The organism is Eubacterium sp. Marseille-QA0814 (genome assembly GCF_965119675.1).
In the GTDB taxonomy this organism is placed as follows: domain Bacteria; phylum Bacillota; class Clostridia; order Lachnospirales; family Lachnospiraceae; genus Eubacterium_G.
Map to the genome: position 1 here is coordinate 1,978,340 of NZ_CBCPMG010000001.1, position 17,093 is coordinate 1,995,432.

The window sequence follows — 17,093 nt, forward strand, 5'->3', positions numbered from 1 at the left end:
TTCTGACAGTTCGCAAAATTCGGTCTAATTATACTACATATTTATAAAAAAACAAAGTATAACAGTCTACCTATTATACGGTCAGGGTGGTAAAATTGACAAATAATAGTGGCTTTGGTAAAATTATAGAATATTATGAGCTGGCGTTGCGGACTTTGAAACTGATGCAAGCCAGCTTATGTTGTAGGAGAAAAAATGAAACAGTCAAGAGCGTTTAGAAGAATAATAGTATTATTGTTGCTTGCAACAGTAATAACTGTACAGACAATGGTATTCTGGTATTGTTGGGATAATCATTACAGCGGTGGAATGGACAGAGGCTTTTTCTTTAAAGGTCATATGGTGCTGTTGTTTGTATATGCTTTATTGTTTACAGTGTTATGTCAGGTGTACGGAGCATTTAAGCTAGGAAGACTTAAGTATTCGGATTTGGTATTCTCGCAGTTACTTGCATTGTTATTTACTAATGTAATAATGTATTTGCAGATTTCCATGTTAAGTCTTAAATTAGTAAATCCGGCACCTATTATTGGGATGAGTTTTGATAATATTTTATGTTGTCTCATTTGGGCGGCAATAGCCATGTCGGTCTACAAATGGTTATATCCACCAAAAGACATGTTATTAATATATAGTGATAGGGATCCGGATAATTTAGTAAAGAAAATCAAAACAAGAGAAGATAAATATCACATTAAAGAGTCAATTCATTGTGATGAAGATTTTTCAAAAATAAAAGAAGCCATTTTGGGACATTCAGCAGTATTGCTTTGTGACATACCAAGTGGAACAAGAAACTCAATTATCAAACTTTGTTATATGTATGATAAGAGGGCATATATTACACCGAAGTTATCAGATATTATTGTCATTGGTGCAGAACAGAATAATTTATTTGACTCGCCATTATTGGTAACTAAGATAAGAGGACTTAAGTGGGAACAGGCTTTTGTGAAGAGAATTATTGATATTGTCATTGCCTTAATCTTATGTATACCAACAGTTATTATTACTGTGATTGTTGCAGTATGCGATTTGATTTGGGACAGAGGACCGGTTTTCTACACACAGCCAAGACTTACGGTCAATGGAAAAGTTTTTAAAATATTAAAGTTCAGAAGCATGAAAGTTGACTGCGAAAAAGACGGCGCACGTTTAGCAGCCAAAGATGATGACAGAGTTACTAAGGTGGGAAAAATATTAAGAGCAACACATCTTGATGAATTACCACAGGTGTTTAATATCCTTTCAGGTAAGATGTCAGTTGTAGGTCCAAGACCTGAACGACCTGAAATCGCAAAACAGTATGAGGAAACAATTCCTGAATTTTGTTTCAGATTAAAGGTAAAAGCAGGGCTTACAGGATATGCTCAGGTATACGGAAAATATAACACAACACCTTATGATAAATTGAAGTTGGATATGTATTATATTCAGCATTATAAGATTTGGACTGATATTCAGTTAATATTAATGACCTTTAAGATTATGTTCATGAAGGATAATACTGAAGGCGTGGACAAGAATCAGAAGACAGCAATTATAGATAAGAAATAGGTGATTTATATGACAGAGAATTACTCAGTGCTAATGTCAGTTTATATAAAAGAAAAACCTGAATATTTAAAGGAGGCCATTACCAGCATTCTTAATCAGACAGTAAAAACTAATGATTTTGTAATTGTATGTGATGGCCATCTTACAGAAGGCCTGAATAAAGTTATTGCAGATTTTGTAACAACCTATTCAGGCTTATTCAATGTTTACAGGCTTGAGCATAACATGGGGTTGGCAAAGGCACTTAACAATGGAATATTACAATGTAAAAATGAGATAATCGTTAGAATGGATAGCGATGATGTAAGTATGCCTGATAGAGTTGAAAAGCAGATGAAGGCAATGAAGGAAAAAAATGCAGATATAGTTGGCTCTAACATAATTGAGTTTGTGGGAGATATTAGTAACACCGGAAACATGCGCGTGGTTCCTGAGAATAATGAAGAAATAATTATGTTTGCAAAAAACAGAAGTCCTTTTAATCATCCATCAGTAATGTACAAAAAATCAGCAGTAATAGAAGCCGGATTTTATGAGGATTATAGATTTTTCGAGGATTATAATCTTTGGTGTACAATGTTAAATAAAGGCTACAAAGGATATAATGTTAAGGAAAATCTCCTGTATATGCGTGGTGGCAGTGAAATGTACAAGAGACGTGGCGGTGTTTCTTATGTAAGGTATATTTACAGATTCAGAAAACATTTGAAAAAGATAGGATTCATATCTGTGGGAAATTTCCTTACAAGTGTATTAACAAGAAGTATTGTAAGTATTATTCCTAACGGCTTAAGAGCTACCTTATATGGAAAGACATTAAGAAAGTAGTAGGACAATGAATAAAGAAGTTTTAAAAGTTTTTTTCAAACCATTAACGTGGTTTAACAAGGCTATAAAAAAAGACGAAAAGCTAATATTTTTCTATACTAACTTAGGCTTTAGAGATAATGTTAAGGCTTTTTATGATTATTTAATAAGAAAGAACTATAACGATGATTACCGGATTGTGGTAAGCAGTAATGATTATGAAAAATATATTGAAAGCGCTCCTACTAATGTTACATTTGTGGGAAACAAGCAGGGCATTAAGTATTTTCTAAAATCAAAATACGCTTTTTACTGCTTTGGTAAATATCCAATAAAACCTAGTAAAAATCAGACAGTTGTTAATTTGTGGCATGGCACACCTTTGAAGAAAATCGGAAATTTGGAAAAAGGATTAGAGAAAATAGACTATAACTTTTTTACCATTGTGGCTGCAAGTTCGCCATTGTATAAACCGATTATGGCAAAGATTTTCGGCTGCAATGAGGAACAGGTACAAATACTTGGAAATCCAAGAAATGATGAGCTATTTATACCAAACAAAAAAGAAGATGAATTGTTGAAAAAGCCAAATGAGAAATTAATTTTGTGGCTTCCAACGTACAGAGAATATAATGATGATTATATTGTTTCGGTTTTAAAGAAAACTCAGATAGAAGAGTTGAATTCAAAATTAAAAAAATCAAACATTAAGATGGTTATAAAAATGCATCCACTTCAAAAAGCTGATGCTTACAAAGAAAAGCACAGCAACATTAAATTCATGACACAAAAGGCACTTGAGAAGAAAGGTCTAAGTGTGTATGCACTGCTTAGAAATGCAGATGCGCTTATTACTGACTACTCATCAGCTTACTTTGACTATATGCTTCTTAACAGACCGATTGCTTTTACAGTTGAAGATATTGAAGAATATAGAAAGAAGCGAGGTTTTGTATTTGATAATCCATTTGAATACATGCCAGGTGAGAAGATTAATTCCTATGAAGATTTGGAAAAATATGTGGTGAATGTGGCAGAAGATAATGATGTTTTCGCAGCAGAACGAGAGAGAGTTAATATGATTATTAACTCTTACAATGACGGCGAAAGCTGTCAGAGAGTGGAAAAGAAAGTTTTCGGAGGTATTAAATGAAAAAGGTAAAAGACATACTAAGAAAACTAATGCTGCTTTACAAAAGATTTTTATATTTTCTGGCAAAACTCATAGAAAAAAGAGATGACAAAATGGTTGTGTTTGAGTCTTTTCAGGGAAGAAATATTTCGTGTAATCCAAAGGCGTTGTATGAAGAAATGAAAAATAATCCTAAATATAAAGATTACACACTGGTTTGGTCTCTTAGAAATCCTAACAGAACAGATGTGAAAAACGCTGTTAAGTTTGAAAGTTTTGGCTATTACAGAGCCTTGGCAAAAGCAAAATATTGGATTTTTAATTCAAATCCAAGAATGTTTTTGAAACCTAAGGCTGACCAGATTTTTGTTCAGACATGGCATGGTACACCTTTGAAAAAAATTGGTCTTGATGTGGAAAAGCAGGGAAACGCATTAACAAACAAGTCTCAGATGAAAAATATTTATGTGGAGGAATCAAAGAAAATAACTTACATGATTTCACCGTCTAAGTATTGTACAGATAAGTTTATTTCGGCATTTAATATGAAAAATGTGTCTAAAGAGAACAATGTGCTGACAACAGGCTATCCAAGAAATGACTATCTTTTTAAATTTACAAAAGACCAATGCACTAATATAAAGAAAGAACTAAATATACCAACAAATAAGAAAGTTGTACTTTACGCACCCACATTCAGGGATAATCAGTACAGTGCAGCAGAAGGTTTTAAGCTGGCTAACTATATTGATTTTAAGGAAGCGTACAAAGAACTTGGTGATGATTATGTAATTTTATTTAGGGCACATTATTTTATATCAAAGAAACTGGATGTAAGTGAGTATAGAGGCTTTGTTTATGATGTATCTTCAGTTGAAGATGTAAACACTCTTTATGCCATAAGCGATATGCTTATTACAGATTACTCATCGGTATTCTTTGATTATGCTAATCTGAAAAGACCAATTGTTTTCTTTATGGCGGATTATGACGAATACAAAAATAAGACCAGAGACTTTTATTTTGATGTGAAAGAGTTGCCCGGTCCGGTAGTGTTTAATCAGCAGGAAACAATGGCGTATGTTAAGAAATTCATTGACAATTTTGTCATTGATGATAAATATAAAAAGTTTAACGAGAAGTATAATTATTTAGACGGACCTGACGTCAGTAAAAAAGTGCTGGATATGATAATAGAAAATTAGTATAATTGTTGTGATACTATGGGTTCGTTAAGATTATACAATCACACGAATGCAGAAATGGAGGAAGAATACGTGAAACGAGTTATAACATATGGAACATTTGATATGCTTCATTATGGACATATTAATATTTTAAGAAGAGCAAAGGAAATGGGAGACTATTTGGTAGTAGTGCTTTCAACAGATGAATTTAACTGGAACTCAAAGCAAAAGAAATGTTACTTTACTTATGAGCAGAGAAAGCAGGTACTTGAAGCTATCAGATATGTAGATTTAGTTATCCCTGAAAATAACTGGGATCAGAAGATTTCAGACGTACAGGACTACAAGATTGATACTTTTGTAATGGGTAGCGATTGGGAAGGCAAATTTGATTTCCTTAAAGATTATTGCGAAGTAGTTTATTTACCAAGAACAGAAGGTATTTCAACTACACAGATAAAAGAAGACCTTAACAAAAAAGACATGACTGCTAAGGGCGATAAGTAGGAGATGGAAATGGTAAGTATAATTGTAACCCACAGAAAGTGGCTATTGTATTTAAAAGACTGCTTCAAAAGCATTTCAGAACAGGAATTTAAGGATTATGAAACAGTGCTTGTTGTAGATGATTTACAGGATGACAAAGATGAATTCCAGCAGGTCATTGACGAATACAAGGACAAAATTAATTTAAAAATATTCTATTTGGAAGGCAAAACCGGCGTATCCGCAGCCAGAAATTTGGGCATGGATAAGGCACATGGAGAATATATTTATTTTCTTGATAATGACGACTACATTTACGATGATGGAATCAAGAAATTATTAGATGTAATGGATGAAGATACAGATATGGCTTATGGTCGTGTTCAGGGAACATATCAGGGAACAGTTACATTTGAGGAAAAGCGTGATATTGAAAAGGAAGAGGAAAATCTTGAAAAATATGATTTTGATAATCCCATTGAGTCAAGACTTACTCATTTTAGAAGACTGGAAAGATTAACAGTTCTTGGTGCATTATATAGAAAGTCATTATTTACAGACAATAACATTAGGTTTAATGAAGAACAGTATTGTTTCGCAGATGTTAGAGTGCTTACAGAGATTTTGTGTACAACAAAGAAAATCAAAAGTAACGTAAATGCAATTTATGTAAAGAGACATCATAATGACAGATATAATAATCCGGCAATCGAACAGACACCTAAGGTAGAGTCAATGCCTTATTATTTTATGGCAATTGACAATGCAAAGAAGGTAGCTGAGGGACATCCTGAAATTCAGGGACATTTTGATCTTATTGAAGCTAAGTTCGTCACATTATACTTAATTAAAAAACTCCGTTGGAATACAGAGGAAGAAGAGTGCTGGGAAAATGAATACTTCCAGGAATTCTACAAGAGATGTAGCCAGATGGATAAGAAGAATTTAAAAAGAAGATATTTTTATTTTCTTGAAAAGCCTGTAATAAAGGCAATGGCAAAGGGCGATTTGGCAAAGGTTAAAAAAACAGGCAACAGATATCTGGCAAAGAAGAAGTTAAAGAGAATGTTCAAAAATAAATGGGCTAGAAATAAAGCTTTTGCATTGCATATTTTTAACAAAATGCCAATGAAAGAAAACTATGTAATTTTTGAAAGTTTTATGGGAAGAAATTATTCCGGACAGCCTAAATATATTTACGAATACATGCAGGAACATTTTGGAGATAAATACACTTATGTGTGGTCTGTGGATAAGAGAGGCTTGAAGATACCGGGAAAACATAAAACAGTTAGAAGATCAGGTCTTAGATATTTCTATTATATGAATAGAAGTAAATATTGGATTCTAAATATGAAACAGCCACTTAGTGTTCCAAAAAGGGAAGATACAGTGCTTTTGGAAACATGGCATGGAACACCACTTAAGAGACTGGCTTTTGACTTAAACGATGTTGTAGGTGGCGTATCAAATTACAAGGACAAGTTTTACAGACAGAAAGAAAACTGGGATTATCTTTTATCAGACAATCCGTTTTCAACTGAAAAATTCCAAAGTTGCTTTATGTATCCAAAAGAAAAAATTCTTGAATACGGATATCCTGCAAATGATCCTTTATATGCACCTGACAGAGAAGAACGTGCTAGAAAGATAAAGGAAAAATTAGGAATTCCTGCCGACAAGAAAGTAATTATGTACGCTCCAACATGGCGTGATGATAATTACTATGAAATTGGACAGTTTAAGTTTGACTTGGATTTAGATGTAAACAGATTAGAAAAAGAATTCGGTGACGAATATGTGTTATTGCTTAGATTACATTATTTAGTTGTTGAAGCTTTAGATATGTCAAAATACGGTGAGTTTGCAGTTAATGGAAGTGCTTATGATGATGTTACGGATTTGTATTTAATAACAGATATTTTAATAACAGACTATTCATCAGTATTCTTTGACTTTGCTAACTTAAAGAGACCGGTTCTTTATTATACTTACGATCTTGAAAGATATAGAGATGTTTTACATGGTTTCTATTTATCCATGGAAGATGATCTTCCGGGCCCAATGCTTCTAACAAATGATGAAGTAGTAGATGCCATAAAGAACATTGACCAAATTCAGGAAAAATATAAAGACAGATATGAAGAATTTTACAATAGATTCTGTTGCATAGATGACGGTCATGCTACAGAAAGAGTTGTAAATAAGATTTTTAAAGAATCATAATAAAAAGGCCTCATTCTTATGAGGTCTTTACTTACAAATCAGCCATTGGCTCAATATTAATAACAGCCGGCACATTATTTATGGTGCTGTAAAAAACGGTCAGTATTTGGTAAAATCCATACTGACCGTTTTTTTGTAATTATTATTTAGTCCTGCTGTGGCTCCTTTTCGTATAAGCCATTTAGGTTGTTTGCAAAGTCTGCAAAATATTCATTAATGTCACCTTCAACTAAAACTTCATCAAAGTGTACATCACCAAAAGCTCTAAGCGCTTCTCTGTCATAGAAAGTTTTAGACGCCTCAATGACAAATGGTAATGCAAACCAAACTAAAACTCTTACTTCATCAGGAAGATTGTTAAAATATTTTTTAGATTCTAAATCTTTAAAAGAAGTAACAAGTACAGTTACGTCTGTAGTTTTAAAATCGTATTTCTTAAGCTTCTGATAAAATTCAGCCCAAAAGGCATTGCTCTTTTGTTTTGAATTAACACATATAAGAACTTTTTTCTTCCCTTCATCAAAAGTTTTGATAATATCCTGATTTCTTGATGATAGATAGGTGTAGTCTTTAAAGATAATGTTAATAAGTCTCTGAGTAGACAATCCATCATCATTGTAAGTACACCAACGATTCATTTCATCTAGCTGTGGTTTGTAGAAATCGCAATATTCTTTTCTATTCTTGCAAATTGCATCCAGTGAGGAAGCAACTTCATCTAAATTAGAGGATACAATTCCCGGCAAAGTATTAACCGGTACATAAAGCCCTCTACCACTTTCGTATTCCTTTAAGTCAGGAACGTAGAAAACAATTGGTCGACCTGTAATCAGGAAGTCGAAGAAGATGCTTGAGTAGTCGGAAATTAAAATATCCACAACTGAAAGTAGCTCATTAGTATCAATTGTAAAAGGTATTAAAATATCCTTTAATTCAGAATCCTCAGCTAAAATTTTGTATAAGAAATAATGAACTCTTAAATAAATTCTATATTTGCTTTGGTCAATGTTTTCTGAAAACTTCTTAACAGTATTCTTAAACTCTTCAACATCATATTCAAGTTGATTGTAAAGATTACCTTTCCAGGTTGGTGCATACAAAATAATTTTCTTGTCAGTCTTGATACCAATGTCTTCAAGTTTTTGTTTTACCTTCTTAATATCTGCGTTTATAAGTAAATCACTTCTTGGATAACCAATTTCCAAAGTAGTGCCCTCATACAGACCGTCAAGCTTGTAGGCACGCTTGTACATAACTTCTGTCATAAATTTGTTGGCTGAAATAAGATAGTCAGCATCTAAGAAGTTCCTTGCAGGTCCTCTGGCATTTTCAACACGTTCAACAGTATGTTCGTAACCCATGTATTTGGTTGGAACGCCATGCCAGGTGTTAATGTATGTTTGCTCAGGGCGTTTCACAAAAAAGTACCCAAAAGTTGAATTTGATACAAGATACTTGCTGCTGGCAAGATAACGGTAATAATCTTCAGATTCACGCTTAACAAAACGAACATTTGGTAAATCTTCAAATTCCTTAATGTTGTCTTTTGCCATATCCATATCTGAAATGGACCAAATATGAATCATATCCTCAAATGCAGGATCTTTCAATAACTGTAGAAAAATGGCACGAGGATTATCAAGAACACCAAGTCCTGAGAAAGCTTCGTAAAATATATGATGCTCACGAACCGGTATAGACAAAAATGAGTAGTATTGTTTTTTACCTAAATCTTTTTCAGGCATCTTTATGTTTTGAGTATATTTCTTTATGTTTCGCTTCAGAGTGTATTTAAACCCATTTTTTATAGTGGCTGAATATTTCTCCATACTTGCACCATAATCAAGTAAAATACTTGTCCTTTCTTTGAAATAAGTAAATAGTTAAATGTTATATTAATTATATATGGGGGTTACGTGACAGGTCATCGTAAACTACCCGATAATTTCCTCAAACTGTTCTATTGTAGTTTTATTATAATCTTTGTAATTAAAATCGCAAGTAGGAACCTGACCGTTAATAAAAGTAGTTAAACCTTTATAAATTTCCTCTTCGCTATTACCAATTAAAAGTTGTCCGTTTTCAAATAAAGAAGATTTAGCAGAGCTAAAGTCAGACATTATAATTGGCAGACCAAGTAATCTTGCTTCTAATAATGAAACAGGTTGTCCTTCGTGTAATGAAGGTAGGACAAAACAACTGCATTCTTTCATTAACATAAAAGGATTCTCCATATTACCGGTCATAATAACCTTCCCCTTTAAACCTAAAGACTTGATTAAAGATTTAAGGTGTTCCATTAATGGACCGTCACCTATAATGTAAAGTCTTGTGTCAGGATTCTCTTTGTTAACTTTGGCAAAACCTTTAATTAAAGCTTCCTGATTTTTCTCAGGTGATAATCTGCCCATATTAACAAAAGAAATTAAATCTTTATTAAGAAGCTCCGGTAAGCCTGCATTTATAGCAGTCTCTTCATTATATGATTCCTTGGCTCCTTTTAGTACCCTGTCAAAATTAGCTGCGTTTCTAACATAAGTACATTTTCTCTTCAAATTCTTGTAACCGATTTTTTCAAGGTTTACTTCCATTGTGGCTTCTGAACAACCAACGATTTTGTCATAAAACTGATAAGTTGAAAAAACAACACGAAGTTCACGACTGTGTGGTTTCTTGTTGTTTACAACTTTGTTCTTCTCAGTAAGCAGGTCATTGTGCTGCCAAATTAACTTCTTTGCACCTGTAGCACTTAAAAGAAGTATGGAATAGAAACTACCATAACCTGAATAATCAATAACAGTGTCAAAATGACATGTACCAAAGCATCTTACAAATTCCCTGTCATACATTGCCTTTGGATAGATCTTTTTCATAAGACCATTACAAAAACCAAAGACTCTTAGAAAATCATTGCGAATCATTTCGCCAAACGTTGAAGGTGTGTAAGAAACTCTAGCAAAAATTCTAGGATTTTTATTAAATGAACAAATCATTTCTTTACTGTCAGGAAATTTCAAATTCCCTGCGTAAACAGTTACGTCATATTTGTCATAGTCAATATAATCAAGCATTGTTCTAAGGGCAGTGGAAATACCGTTCATTCGTAAACCGCCACCGAAGAATAAAAGCTTTTTCTTATGGTTACTACATTTAATTAAATTATAGTCCCTGCCGTTAGCATCAGATGTTCTGCCATAAAAAACAACATCTACAATACGTTTTGCCACATTGCCGTCATCCATTGGACAACCAAAAGCTTTTGCTTCATTATATTTAATTTGATATTTGTTAATATAAAAATCTAAATTGTTAATAACTTTTCCAATTTCATCAATGTTTGTTAAACAAGGTCCCGGAAGTTGTTCCGGAGCAAGGTATAAACCACGATAATTCTTGTATTCTTTCAAATCAGGAATGTAGAAAACAACAGGTTTTCCAGTTGCAAGAAAATCGTAGAAAATACTTGAATAATCTGAAATCAAAACATCTGTAATTGACAAAAGTTCATTTGTATCTACAAAAGCAGGTATAAGCGAATCGCTTATTCTGCCGGATTTCTTAAGCTCCTTATAAACTACCTGATGAGGCTTAAGTAGAACCTGATATTTATCAGTGTCAATTAAGGACTCCAGTGACCGCTTAAAATCAATGTATTCATTAACATCAACCTGTGGGTGATTATAGTCGTTGCCTTTCCAGGTTGGAGCATATAAAATAATCTCTTTTTTTGAATCAATATCTAAGCCGTATTTTCCAAGAAGTGATAATAGAGCTTTTCTATCAGTATTAAAAAGCCTGTCGTTTCTAGGATAGCCTTCTTCTATAATTGTTCCTTCGTATAATCCCTGTAATTTGTATTTCTCAAGAAATACAGATGTTAAAAAAGGATTGGCTGAAATCATATAGTCCGAAGAAAGAAAGTTCCTAAGGACATTAGAAATTGTAACCGGTGCGTCTGGCATATCAAAACCTAAACTCTTAATAGGAGTTCCATGCCATGTGTTAATGTATATTTGGTCCGGCTTCTTACAATAATAAAAGGGTAAGGAAACGTTAGTTATAATATATTTTGCTGAAGCTAAATAGCGAAGATGGTCATCGCTGTGTCTGCCGATAACAAATACATTTTTGTTTTCTGCAAACTGCTCCATAACAGGTTCGTTTCCATATTTATCTTCAATAACCCAAACGTGGGTATAATCCTTGAAATCGTCATTATTAAGTAACTCAAGAAAAATGCCAAAGGGGTTACAAATCATGCCTCGTCCAAAATAAGAATCATATAAAATAACCTTATCTTCAATTAAAAGGTTTTTGTAGTATTTAGCATATTTGGAACGCCTTGCAGTTTCTTTGAAATTGCCGGCTTTTCTTTTGACTTTGCCTAAAAATCCCATAAAAATCTCCGTTCTTTTGAATCTAGTATTCCTTATATTATAGTACAAATAAAAAAGAAATACTATAAATTTCACATTTAATAACTTTTTTGTTATAATAAAAAAATGTGGCTATTTGTTGACATTACAAAAGAATAATATATAATTATTGCGAGTATTACTAAGAAAAGATGGAGGTAATATGAAGAAGTATATTCAAGGATTTATGAGATATAGATACCTTTTAAAAGAATTAGTATATAAAGGTATTAAGCTCAAATATAGAAGATCATATTTAGGTTTAGTGTGGACGCTGTTGGAACCATTACTTACAACAATGGTATTAGCATTTGTATTTGGTGAACTGTTAGGAAACAGTCATCCTTACTACCCGGTATATATTTTATGCGGTAGATTGATTTACAGTTGCTTCTCAAGTACAAGTAAGGTGGCAATGAGATCCATTAGAGCAAATCAGGCTATGATAAAGAAGGTATATGTACCAAAATATTTATACCCATTATCAACAATTATATATAACTTTATTTTATTCTTATTATCATTAATAATACTTGCAATATTGGCTATATTCTATAGAGTTCCAATGTCATGGCATATTATTGAAGTGTTTATACCACTGGGAATATTATTTATTTTCTGTGTGGCAGTTGGACTTATATTATCAACTGTATGTGTATTCTTTAGAGATTTGGAATACTTATGGGAAGTTATAGTAATGCTTATTATGTATTGCTCAGCAATATTCTATTATGTAGACAAAGTTGAAAAGGTAAAAACTGTACTTCAGTTTAATCCATTATACTGCATTATCAGTAATGTAAGATGTGTAGTTATGGAAGGCGGTTCACTTTTCACAAGCATGAGTTATGGTCTATCAAACTTAACAATGATGCTTTACTCACTTGGATTTAGTTTGGTAGCATTAGTAATTGGAATTGTAATGTTCAAGAAGAATCAAGATAAGTTCATCTTGCATATTTAGGAGGAACTATGGAAAAACCGGCACTTAAAGTTGAAGATATAAGTATTCGTTTTAACTTAAGTAAAGAAAAAGTAGATAATTTAAAAGAATTACTTATAAAGAAAATAAAAGGTGAGACAATTCGTTTTAACGAATTTTGGGCTCTTAAAAATATTAATTTTGAACTTCAAAAAGGTGACAGACTTGGAATTCTTGGTCTTAACGGAGCAGGCAAGTCTACACTTCTTAAAGTTATTGCAGGAGTTTACAAACCTACAACAGGTAAGGTTACAAGAAACGGTCATATTGCTCCAATGATTGAACTTGGAGCAGGCTTTGATCCTAACTACACAGGAAGAGAAAACATTTTCCTTTATGGTTCAGTGTTAGGATTTTCAAGAAGTTTCTTGGAAGAAAAATATGATGAAATTTTAGAGTTCTCTGAACTTGGTGAATTTATTGATGTACCTATTAAGAATTATTCTTCAGGTATGAAAGCAAGATTAGGTTTCTCAATTGCCACAGTAGTTGAACCGGAAATTTTAATCTTAGATGAAGTATTATCTGTAGGTGATGCTAAGTTTAGAAAGAAATGTGAAAAGAAAATGCAGGGGATGTTTGATCATGGAGTAACGGTGCTTTTTGTATCACATAGTTTGCAGCAGGTTGAACGTTTATGCAATAAAGCTATATTATTAGATCATGGTCAGTTAATTGCCAAAGGTGATATTGATGAAGTGTCAGCAATTTACCAGAGCAAGTTAAATGACTAAAACATTGTCGTATGTAATTCTTAGAAAAAGGAGGACAAGGTAATGGAATATACAACAAGAGGAACATGTTCAAGACTTATTAAGTTTGACGTTGACGGTGACAAGGTAAAAGACGTGCAGTTTGTTATGGGTTGTCACGGAAACACACAGGGCGTGGCAAAGTTAGTTGAAGGAATGGATATTCACGAAGTTATTAAAAGACTTAAAGGTATTGACTGTAACGGTAGAGGAACTTCATGTCCGGACCAGCTTGCACAGGCATTAGAACAGTATTTAGAACAGCAGAAATAAATTAATTTAATAGAACCGTTGTCAGAAAACAATATGACAACGGTTTTGTTAGCTTTAAATGAAAGAATTTTAGGAGGATAAACATGCTTGGTATAATTGGAGCAATGGAAGTGGAGGTGGCAACTTTAAAGTCAGCCATTAATAATTTGGAAGTAACAAAGAAGGCAGGAATGGAATTCTGCATGGGTAACATTTTTGGAAAAGACGTTGTAGTTGTAAAAAGCGGTATTGGAAAAGTAAATGCAGCAATCTGCACACAGATATTAGTAGATGATTTTCGGGTTGATGGGGTAATTAACACAGGTGTGGCAGGTTCCCTTAATAATGATATTAATATTTGTGATATTGTAATTTCAACTGAAGCCTTAGAACATGATATGGACGTTACACCACTTGGATATGAAAAAAGCATAATTCCTGACATGGAAACTTCAGTGTTTAAAGCTGACAAGAGACTTATGGAAGTTGCCAAGAAATCTGCAAAAGAAGCTGAATTGGATGTGAAAATATTTGAAGGGAAGGTAGTTTCAGGTGACCAGTTTATCGGAACTGCAGAAAAGAAAAAATATCTCCGTGACCAGTTTGGCGGCGACTGTGCGGAAATGGAAGGGGCATCAATTGCCCATGCAGCATACTTAAACAACATTCCATTTTTGGTAATAAGAGCTATTTCAGACAAAGCAGATGGCGGTGCAGAAATGGATTATCCAACATTTGAGAAAAAAGCCGCAGAAAATTCAATTGAATTAATGTACAAAATTATTAAAAATTATTAGAAAATATGTCGAACGATTTTTAGTGCAACAAGGTTAAGTTTGTGCTACCATTTACTGAAAAGAAATTAATTTTCAGTAAGGGGGAAAATAAATGTTTGACTATTACATAAGTCAGTTGGAAAACTGGGCTGAAACAACAATACCAAAGATAGTAAATCAGGAAAACTTTCTACTTATTGTAGGGAGTTTTTTTGCGTTAGGAGTTGTCACAAAATGGCTTGTTTTACATAATTACAATAAGCTTATAAGAAAGGCAGGCAATATAAACAAAACCAACAACGCAACTTTAAGACAGATTAAAACTAAATATGATAGTTTAAGACAGGTAAATCACAACATGGAAAATCCTATAGGATTTGTGCAAAAGAGTTTGAACAGATGCAGAATAATGTATATTTCCGTAAACAGGGTAAATAATATAATTAACTATTGTACGCTAATTATTATGGCAGTGTATTCAATTGTATCTTATGAGGTGTACTTAGAACGTCCTAATGAAATTACATGGGTTCAATATTTGATTATAGGCAGTTTTGTGGCAATTAGTTTGGAAATGGTTAATAGGACACTTGCCTGCAGTGATAGAAAAATGGAATTAACATATGTTTTGGCTGAGGCTTTGGAGGAAGGCAATGGCAGACGATTTAACCAGAGTCAAACGATTGAAAACAAAGTGGCTAATGAAATACCTGAAAATGAAAATATTAAACCTGATATTGCCTACTCTCAGAAAACGTCTGAAAAAGAAGAGCAGGCAAGAGAAGAGGAAGTTTTAGACCAGGTTATTGGAGAGTTTCTTAGGTAAAAAAACATAAAAAATAGGGGACTTTTTAGTGAAAAATACCATAAAATACAGGGTTGAAAAAATCGTTTCAAAAAAGTATAATAAAGGTTGAGTTTTGTTTTAAGTTTAAACGGAGGAAAAAAATATGTCTAAAGTAACATTTGATTATTCTAAAGCTACTTCATTTATTTCAGAAGATGAAGTAACAAGCATGAAGAAAATCGCAGAAGATGCAAAGAAAGTTTTAGTTGAAAAAACAGGGGCAGGTAATGACTTTTTAGGATGGATTGATTTACCGGTTGACTATGATAAGGATGAATTTGACAGAATTAAGAAGGCAGCAAAGAAGATTCAGGGAGATTCAGAAGTTCTTGTTGTTATTGGTATTGGTGGTTCATACTTAGGTGCCAGAGCAGCTATTGATTTCTTAAGACATGGTTTCTACAACAATGTATCAAAGGAAATTAGAAAGACACCTGAAATCTACTACGCAGGAAACAGCATTAGCCCGGCATACTTACAGGGATTAATCGATGTAATTGGAGATAGAGATTTCTCAGTAAACATTATTTCAAAATCAGGTACAACAACAGAACCTGCAATTGCTTTTAGAGTATTTAAGGAAATGCTTGAAAAGAAATATGGAAAAGAAGAAGCAGCAAAGAGAATTTACGCTACAACAGATAAGGCAAAGGGAGCCCTTAAAGGACTTGCAACAGCAGAAGGTTATGAAAGCTTCGTAGTTCCTGATGATGTAGGTGGACGTTTCTCAGTTCTTACAGCAGTTGGACTTCTTCCAATCGCAGTAAGTGGAGCAGATATTGACAAGCTTATGGAAGGTGCAGCAAGTGGAAGAAAGGCTGCATTAGAAAATGCTTTTGAAGATAATGATGCAATGAAATATGCAGCAATCAGAAATATCCTTCTTAGAAAGGGTAAGGCAGTAGAAATTACTGCAAACTATGAACCAAGTTTACATTACTTTGGTGAATGGTGGAAACAGTTATTTGGCGAAAGCGAAGGAAAAGACCAGAGAGGTATTTTCCCAGCAGCAGTTGACTTGACAACAGATCTTCACTCAATGGGACAGTTCATTCAGGACGGTTCAAGAATTATGTTTGAGACAGTTTTAAATGTTGAAAAGTCAAAAGTATCAGTAGTTATTGATGAAGATCCTGAAGACCTTGACGGACTTAACTACTTAGCAGGAAAAGATATGGATTTCGTAAACAAGAGTGCCATGAACGGTACAATTCTTGCTCATACAGACGGTAATGTTCCAAACCTTATTGTAAACATTCCGGAACAGAACGAATTCTATCTTGGAGAGCTATTATACATGTACGAATTTGCATGTGGTGTAAGTGGTTATATCCTTGGTGTAAATCCATTTAACCAGCCAGGTGTTGAAAGCTACAAGAAGAACATGTTTGCACTTCTTGGAAAACCTGGTTATGAAGATTTAACAGCAGAATTAAAATCAAGATTGTAATCATAAATTTAATGGTTCAAAGATTTTAACAAAAATAAATATGGGAAGAAGTCACCCGGAGAATACCACTCAATATAGACTTCGACACATATATTTCTAAATAATAAAAAGGACTTGATTATGAAGGAAGAGACGCCTTTGTAATCGGGTTCTTTTTTTTATAAAAAAAATCCCTATGAAAAAAAATTAAAATTGATGCAATATTTTTTGAAAAGCCTTCGTTA

At 33.2% G+C, this 17,093-nt stretch carries 14 protein-coding genes; 12 read left to right on the forward strand and 2 right to left on the reverse strand.

The annotated features are described in order from the left end of the window. The first annotated feature begins 195 nt into the window (after window positions 1–195). The 6 genes from ACQY63_RS09170 to ACQY63_RS09195 all read left to right on the forward strand — a co-directional run bounded on the left by ACQY63_RS09170 (window position 196) and on the right by ACQY63_RS09195 (window position 7,395). Window positions 196–1,557, forward strand: coding sequence for a sugar transferase (locus ACQY63_RS09170; RefSeq protein WP_428245084.1), 1,362 nt, complete (start codon window positions 196–198; stop codon window positions 1,555–1,557). A 9-nt stretch (window positions 1,558–1,566) separates the two neighbouring features. Further along, window positions 1,567–2,385, forward strand: coding sequence for a glycosyltransferase (locus ACQY63_RS09175; RefSeq protein ID WP_302689946.1), 819 nt, complete (start codon window positions 1,567–1,569; stop codon window positions 2,383–2,385). Between the two features lie 7 nt (window positions 2,386–2,392). Then, a complete protein-coding gene (locus ACQY63_RS09180) occupies window positions 2,393–3,517 on the forward strand; it encodes a CDP-glycerol glycerophosphotransferase family protein (protein ID WP_022165137.1) in 1,125 nt (374 codons plus the stop codon). Then, window positions 3,514–4,701, forward strand: a complete 1,188-nt coding sequence (locus ACQY63_RS09185; protein WP_022165136.1) for a CDP-glycerol glycerophosphotransferase family protein — start codon at window positions 3,514–3,516, stop codon at window positions 4,699–4,701. The genes ACQY63_RS09180 and ACQY63_RS09185 overlap by 4 nt, the downstream gene beginning before the upstream one ends. Before the next feature lie 72 nt (window positions 4,702–4,773). Further along, window positions 4,774–5,190 carry a glycerol-3-phosphate cytidylyltransferase gene (tagD, locus tag ACQY63_RS09190; protein ID WP_117999977.1) on the forward strand — a complete coding sequence of 139 codons (417 nt, stop codon included), beginning with the start codon at window positions 4,774–4,776 and terminating at the stop codon, window positions 5,188–5,190. 9 nt (window positions 5,191–5,199) lie between these two features. After that, window positions 5,200–7,395: a CDP-glycerol:glycerophosphate glycerophosphotransferase gene (locus ACQY63_RS09195; RefSeq protein WP_428245085.1), complete on the forward strand. Its 2,196-nt coding sequence runs from the start codon at window positions 5,200–5,202 to the stop codon at window positions 7,393–7,395. A gap of 146 nt (window positions 7,396–7,541) precedes the next feature. Here the strand turns inward: ACQY63_RS09195 and ACQY63_RS09200 are convergent, their stop codons facing one another. Beyond that, complete coding sequence (locus tag ACQY63_RS09200) at window positions 7,542–9,224, reverse strand: CDP-glycerol glycerophosphotransferase family protein (RefSeq protein WP_428245086.1); 1,683 nt, start codon at window positions 9,222–9,224, stop codon at window positions 7,542–7,544. 105 nt (window positions 9,225–9,329) lie between these two features. Then, window positions 9,330–11,792: a CDP-glycerol glycerophosphotransferase family protein gene (locus ACQY63_RS09205; RefSeq protein ID WP_428245087.1), complete on the reverse strand. Its 2,463-nt coding sequence runs from the start codon at window positions 11,790–11,792 to the stop codon at window positions 9,330–9,332. Window positions 11,793–11,973: 181 nt separating this feature from the next. On the opposite strand from ACQY63_RS09205, the gene ACQY63_RS09210 reads away from it, so the two are divergent. From ACQY63_RS09210 to ACQY63_RS09235, 6 genes are all read left to right on the forward strand, one after another. After that, entirely contained in the window at window positions 11,974–12,774 is an 801-nt protein-coding gene (locus tag ACQY63_RS09210; protein ID WP_022165131.1) for an ABC transporter permease, read from the forward strand. 8 nt (window positions 12,775–12,782) lie between these two features. Beyond that, on the forward strand, window positions 12,783–13,526 hold the full coding sequence (locus tag ACQY63_RS09215; RefSeq protein ID WP_022165130.1) for an ABC transporter ATP-binding protein: 744 nt from the start codon (window positions 12,783–12,785) through the stop codon (window positions 13,524–13,526). Between the two features lie 42 nt (window positions 13,527–13,568). Beyond that, window positions 13,569–13,817, forward strand: coding sequence for a TIGR03905 family TSCPD domain-containing protein (locus ACQY63_RS09220; RefSeq protein WP_022165129.1), 249 nt, complete (start codon window positions 13,569–13,571; stop codon window positions 13,815–13,817). 83 nt (window positions 13,818–13,900) lie between these two features. Continuing rightward, window positions 13,901–14,593 carry a 5'-methylthioadenosine/adenosylhomocysteine nucleosidase gene (locus ACQY63_RS09225; protein ID WP_428245088.1) on the forward strand — a complete coding sequence of 231 codons (693 nt, stop codon included), beginning with the start codon at window positions 13,901–13,903 and terminating at the stop codon, window positions 14,591–14,593. 91 nt (window positions 14,594–14,684) lie between these two features. Then, complete coding sequence (locus ACQY63_RS09230) at window positions 14,685–15,398, forward strand: hypothetical protein (RefSeq protein ID WP_296966018.1); 714 nt, start codon at window positions 14,685–14,687, stop codon at window positions 15,396–15,398. A gap of 124 nt (window positions 15,399–15,522) precedes the next feature. Beyond that, a complete protein-coding gene (locus ACQY63_RS09235) occupies window positions 15,523–16,869 on the forward strand; it encodes a glucose-6-phosphate isomerase (RefSeq protein WP_290989588.1) in 1,347 nt (448 codons plus the stop codon). Window positions 16,870–17,093: the final 224 nt, after the last annotated feature.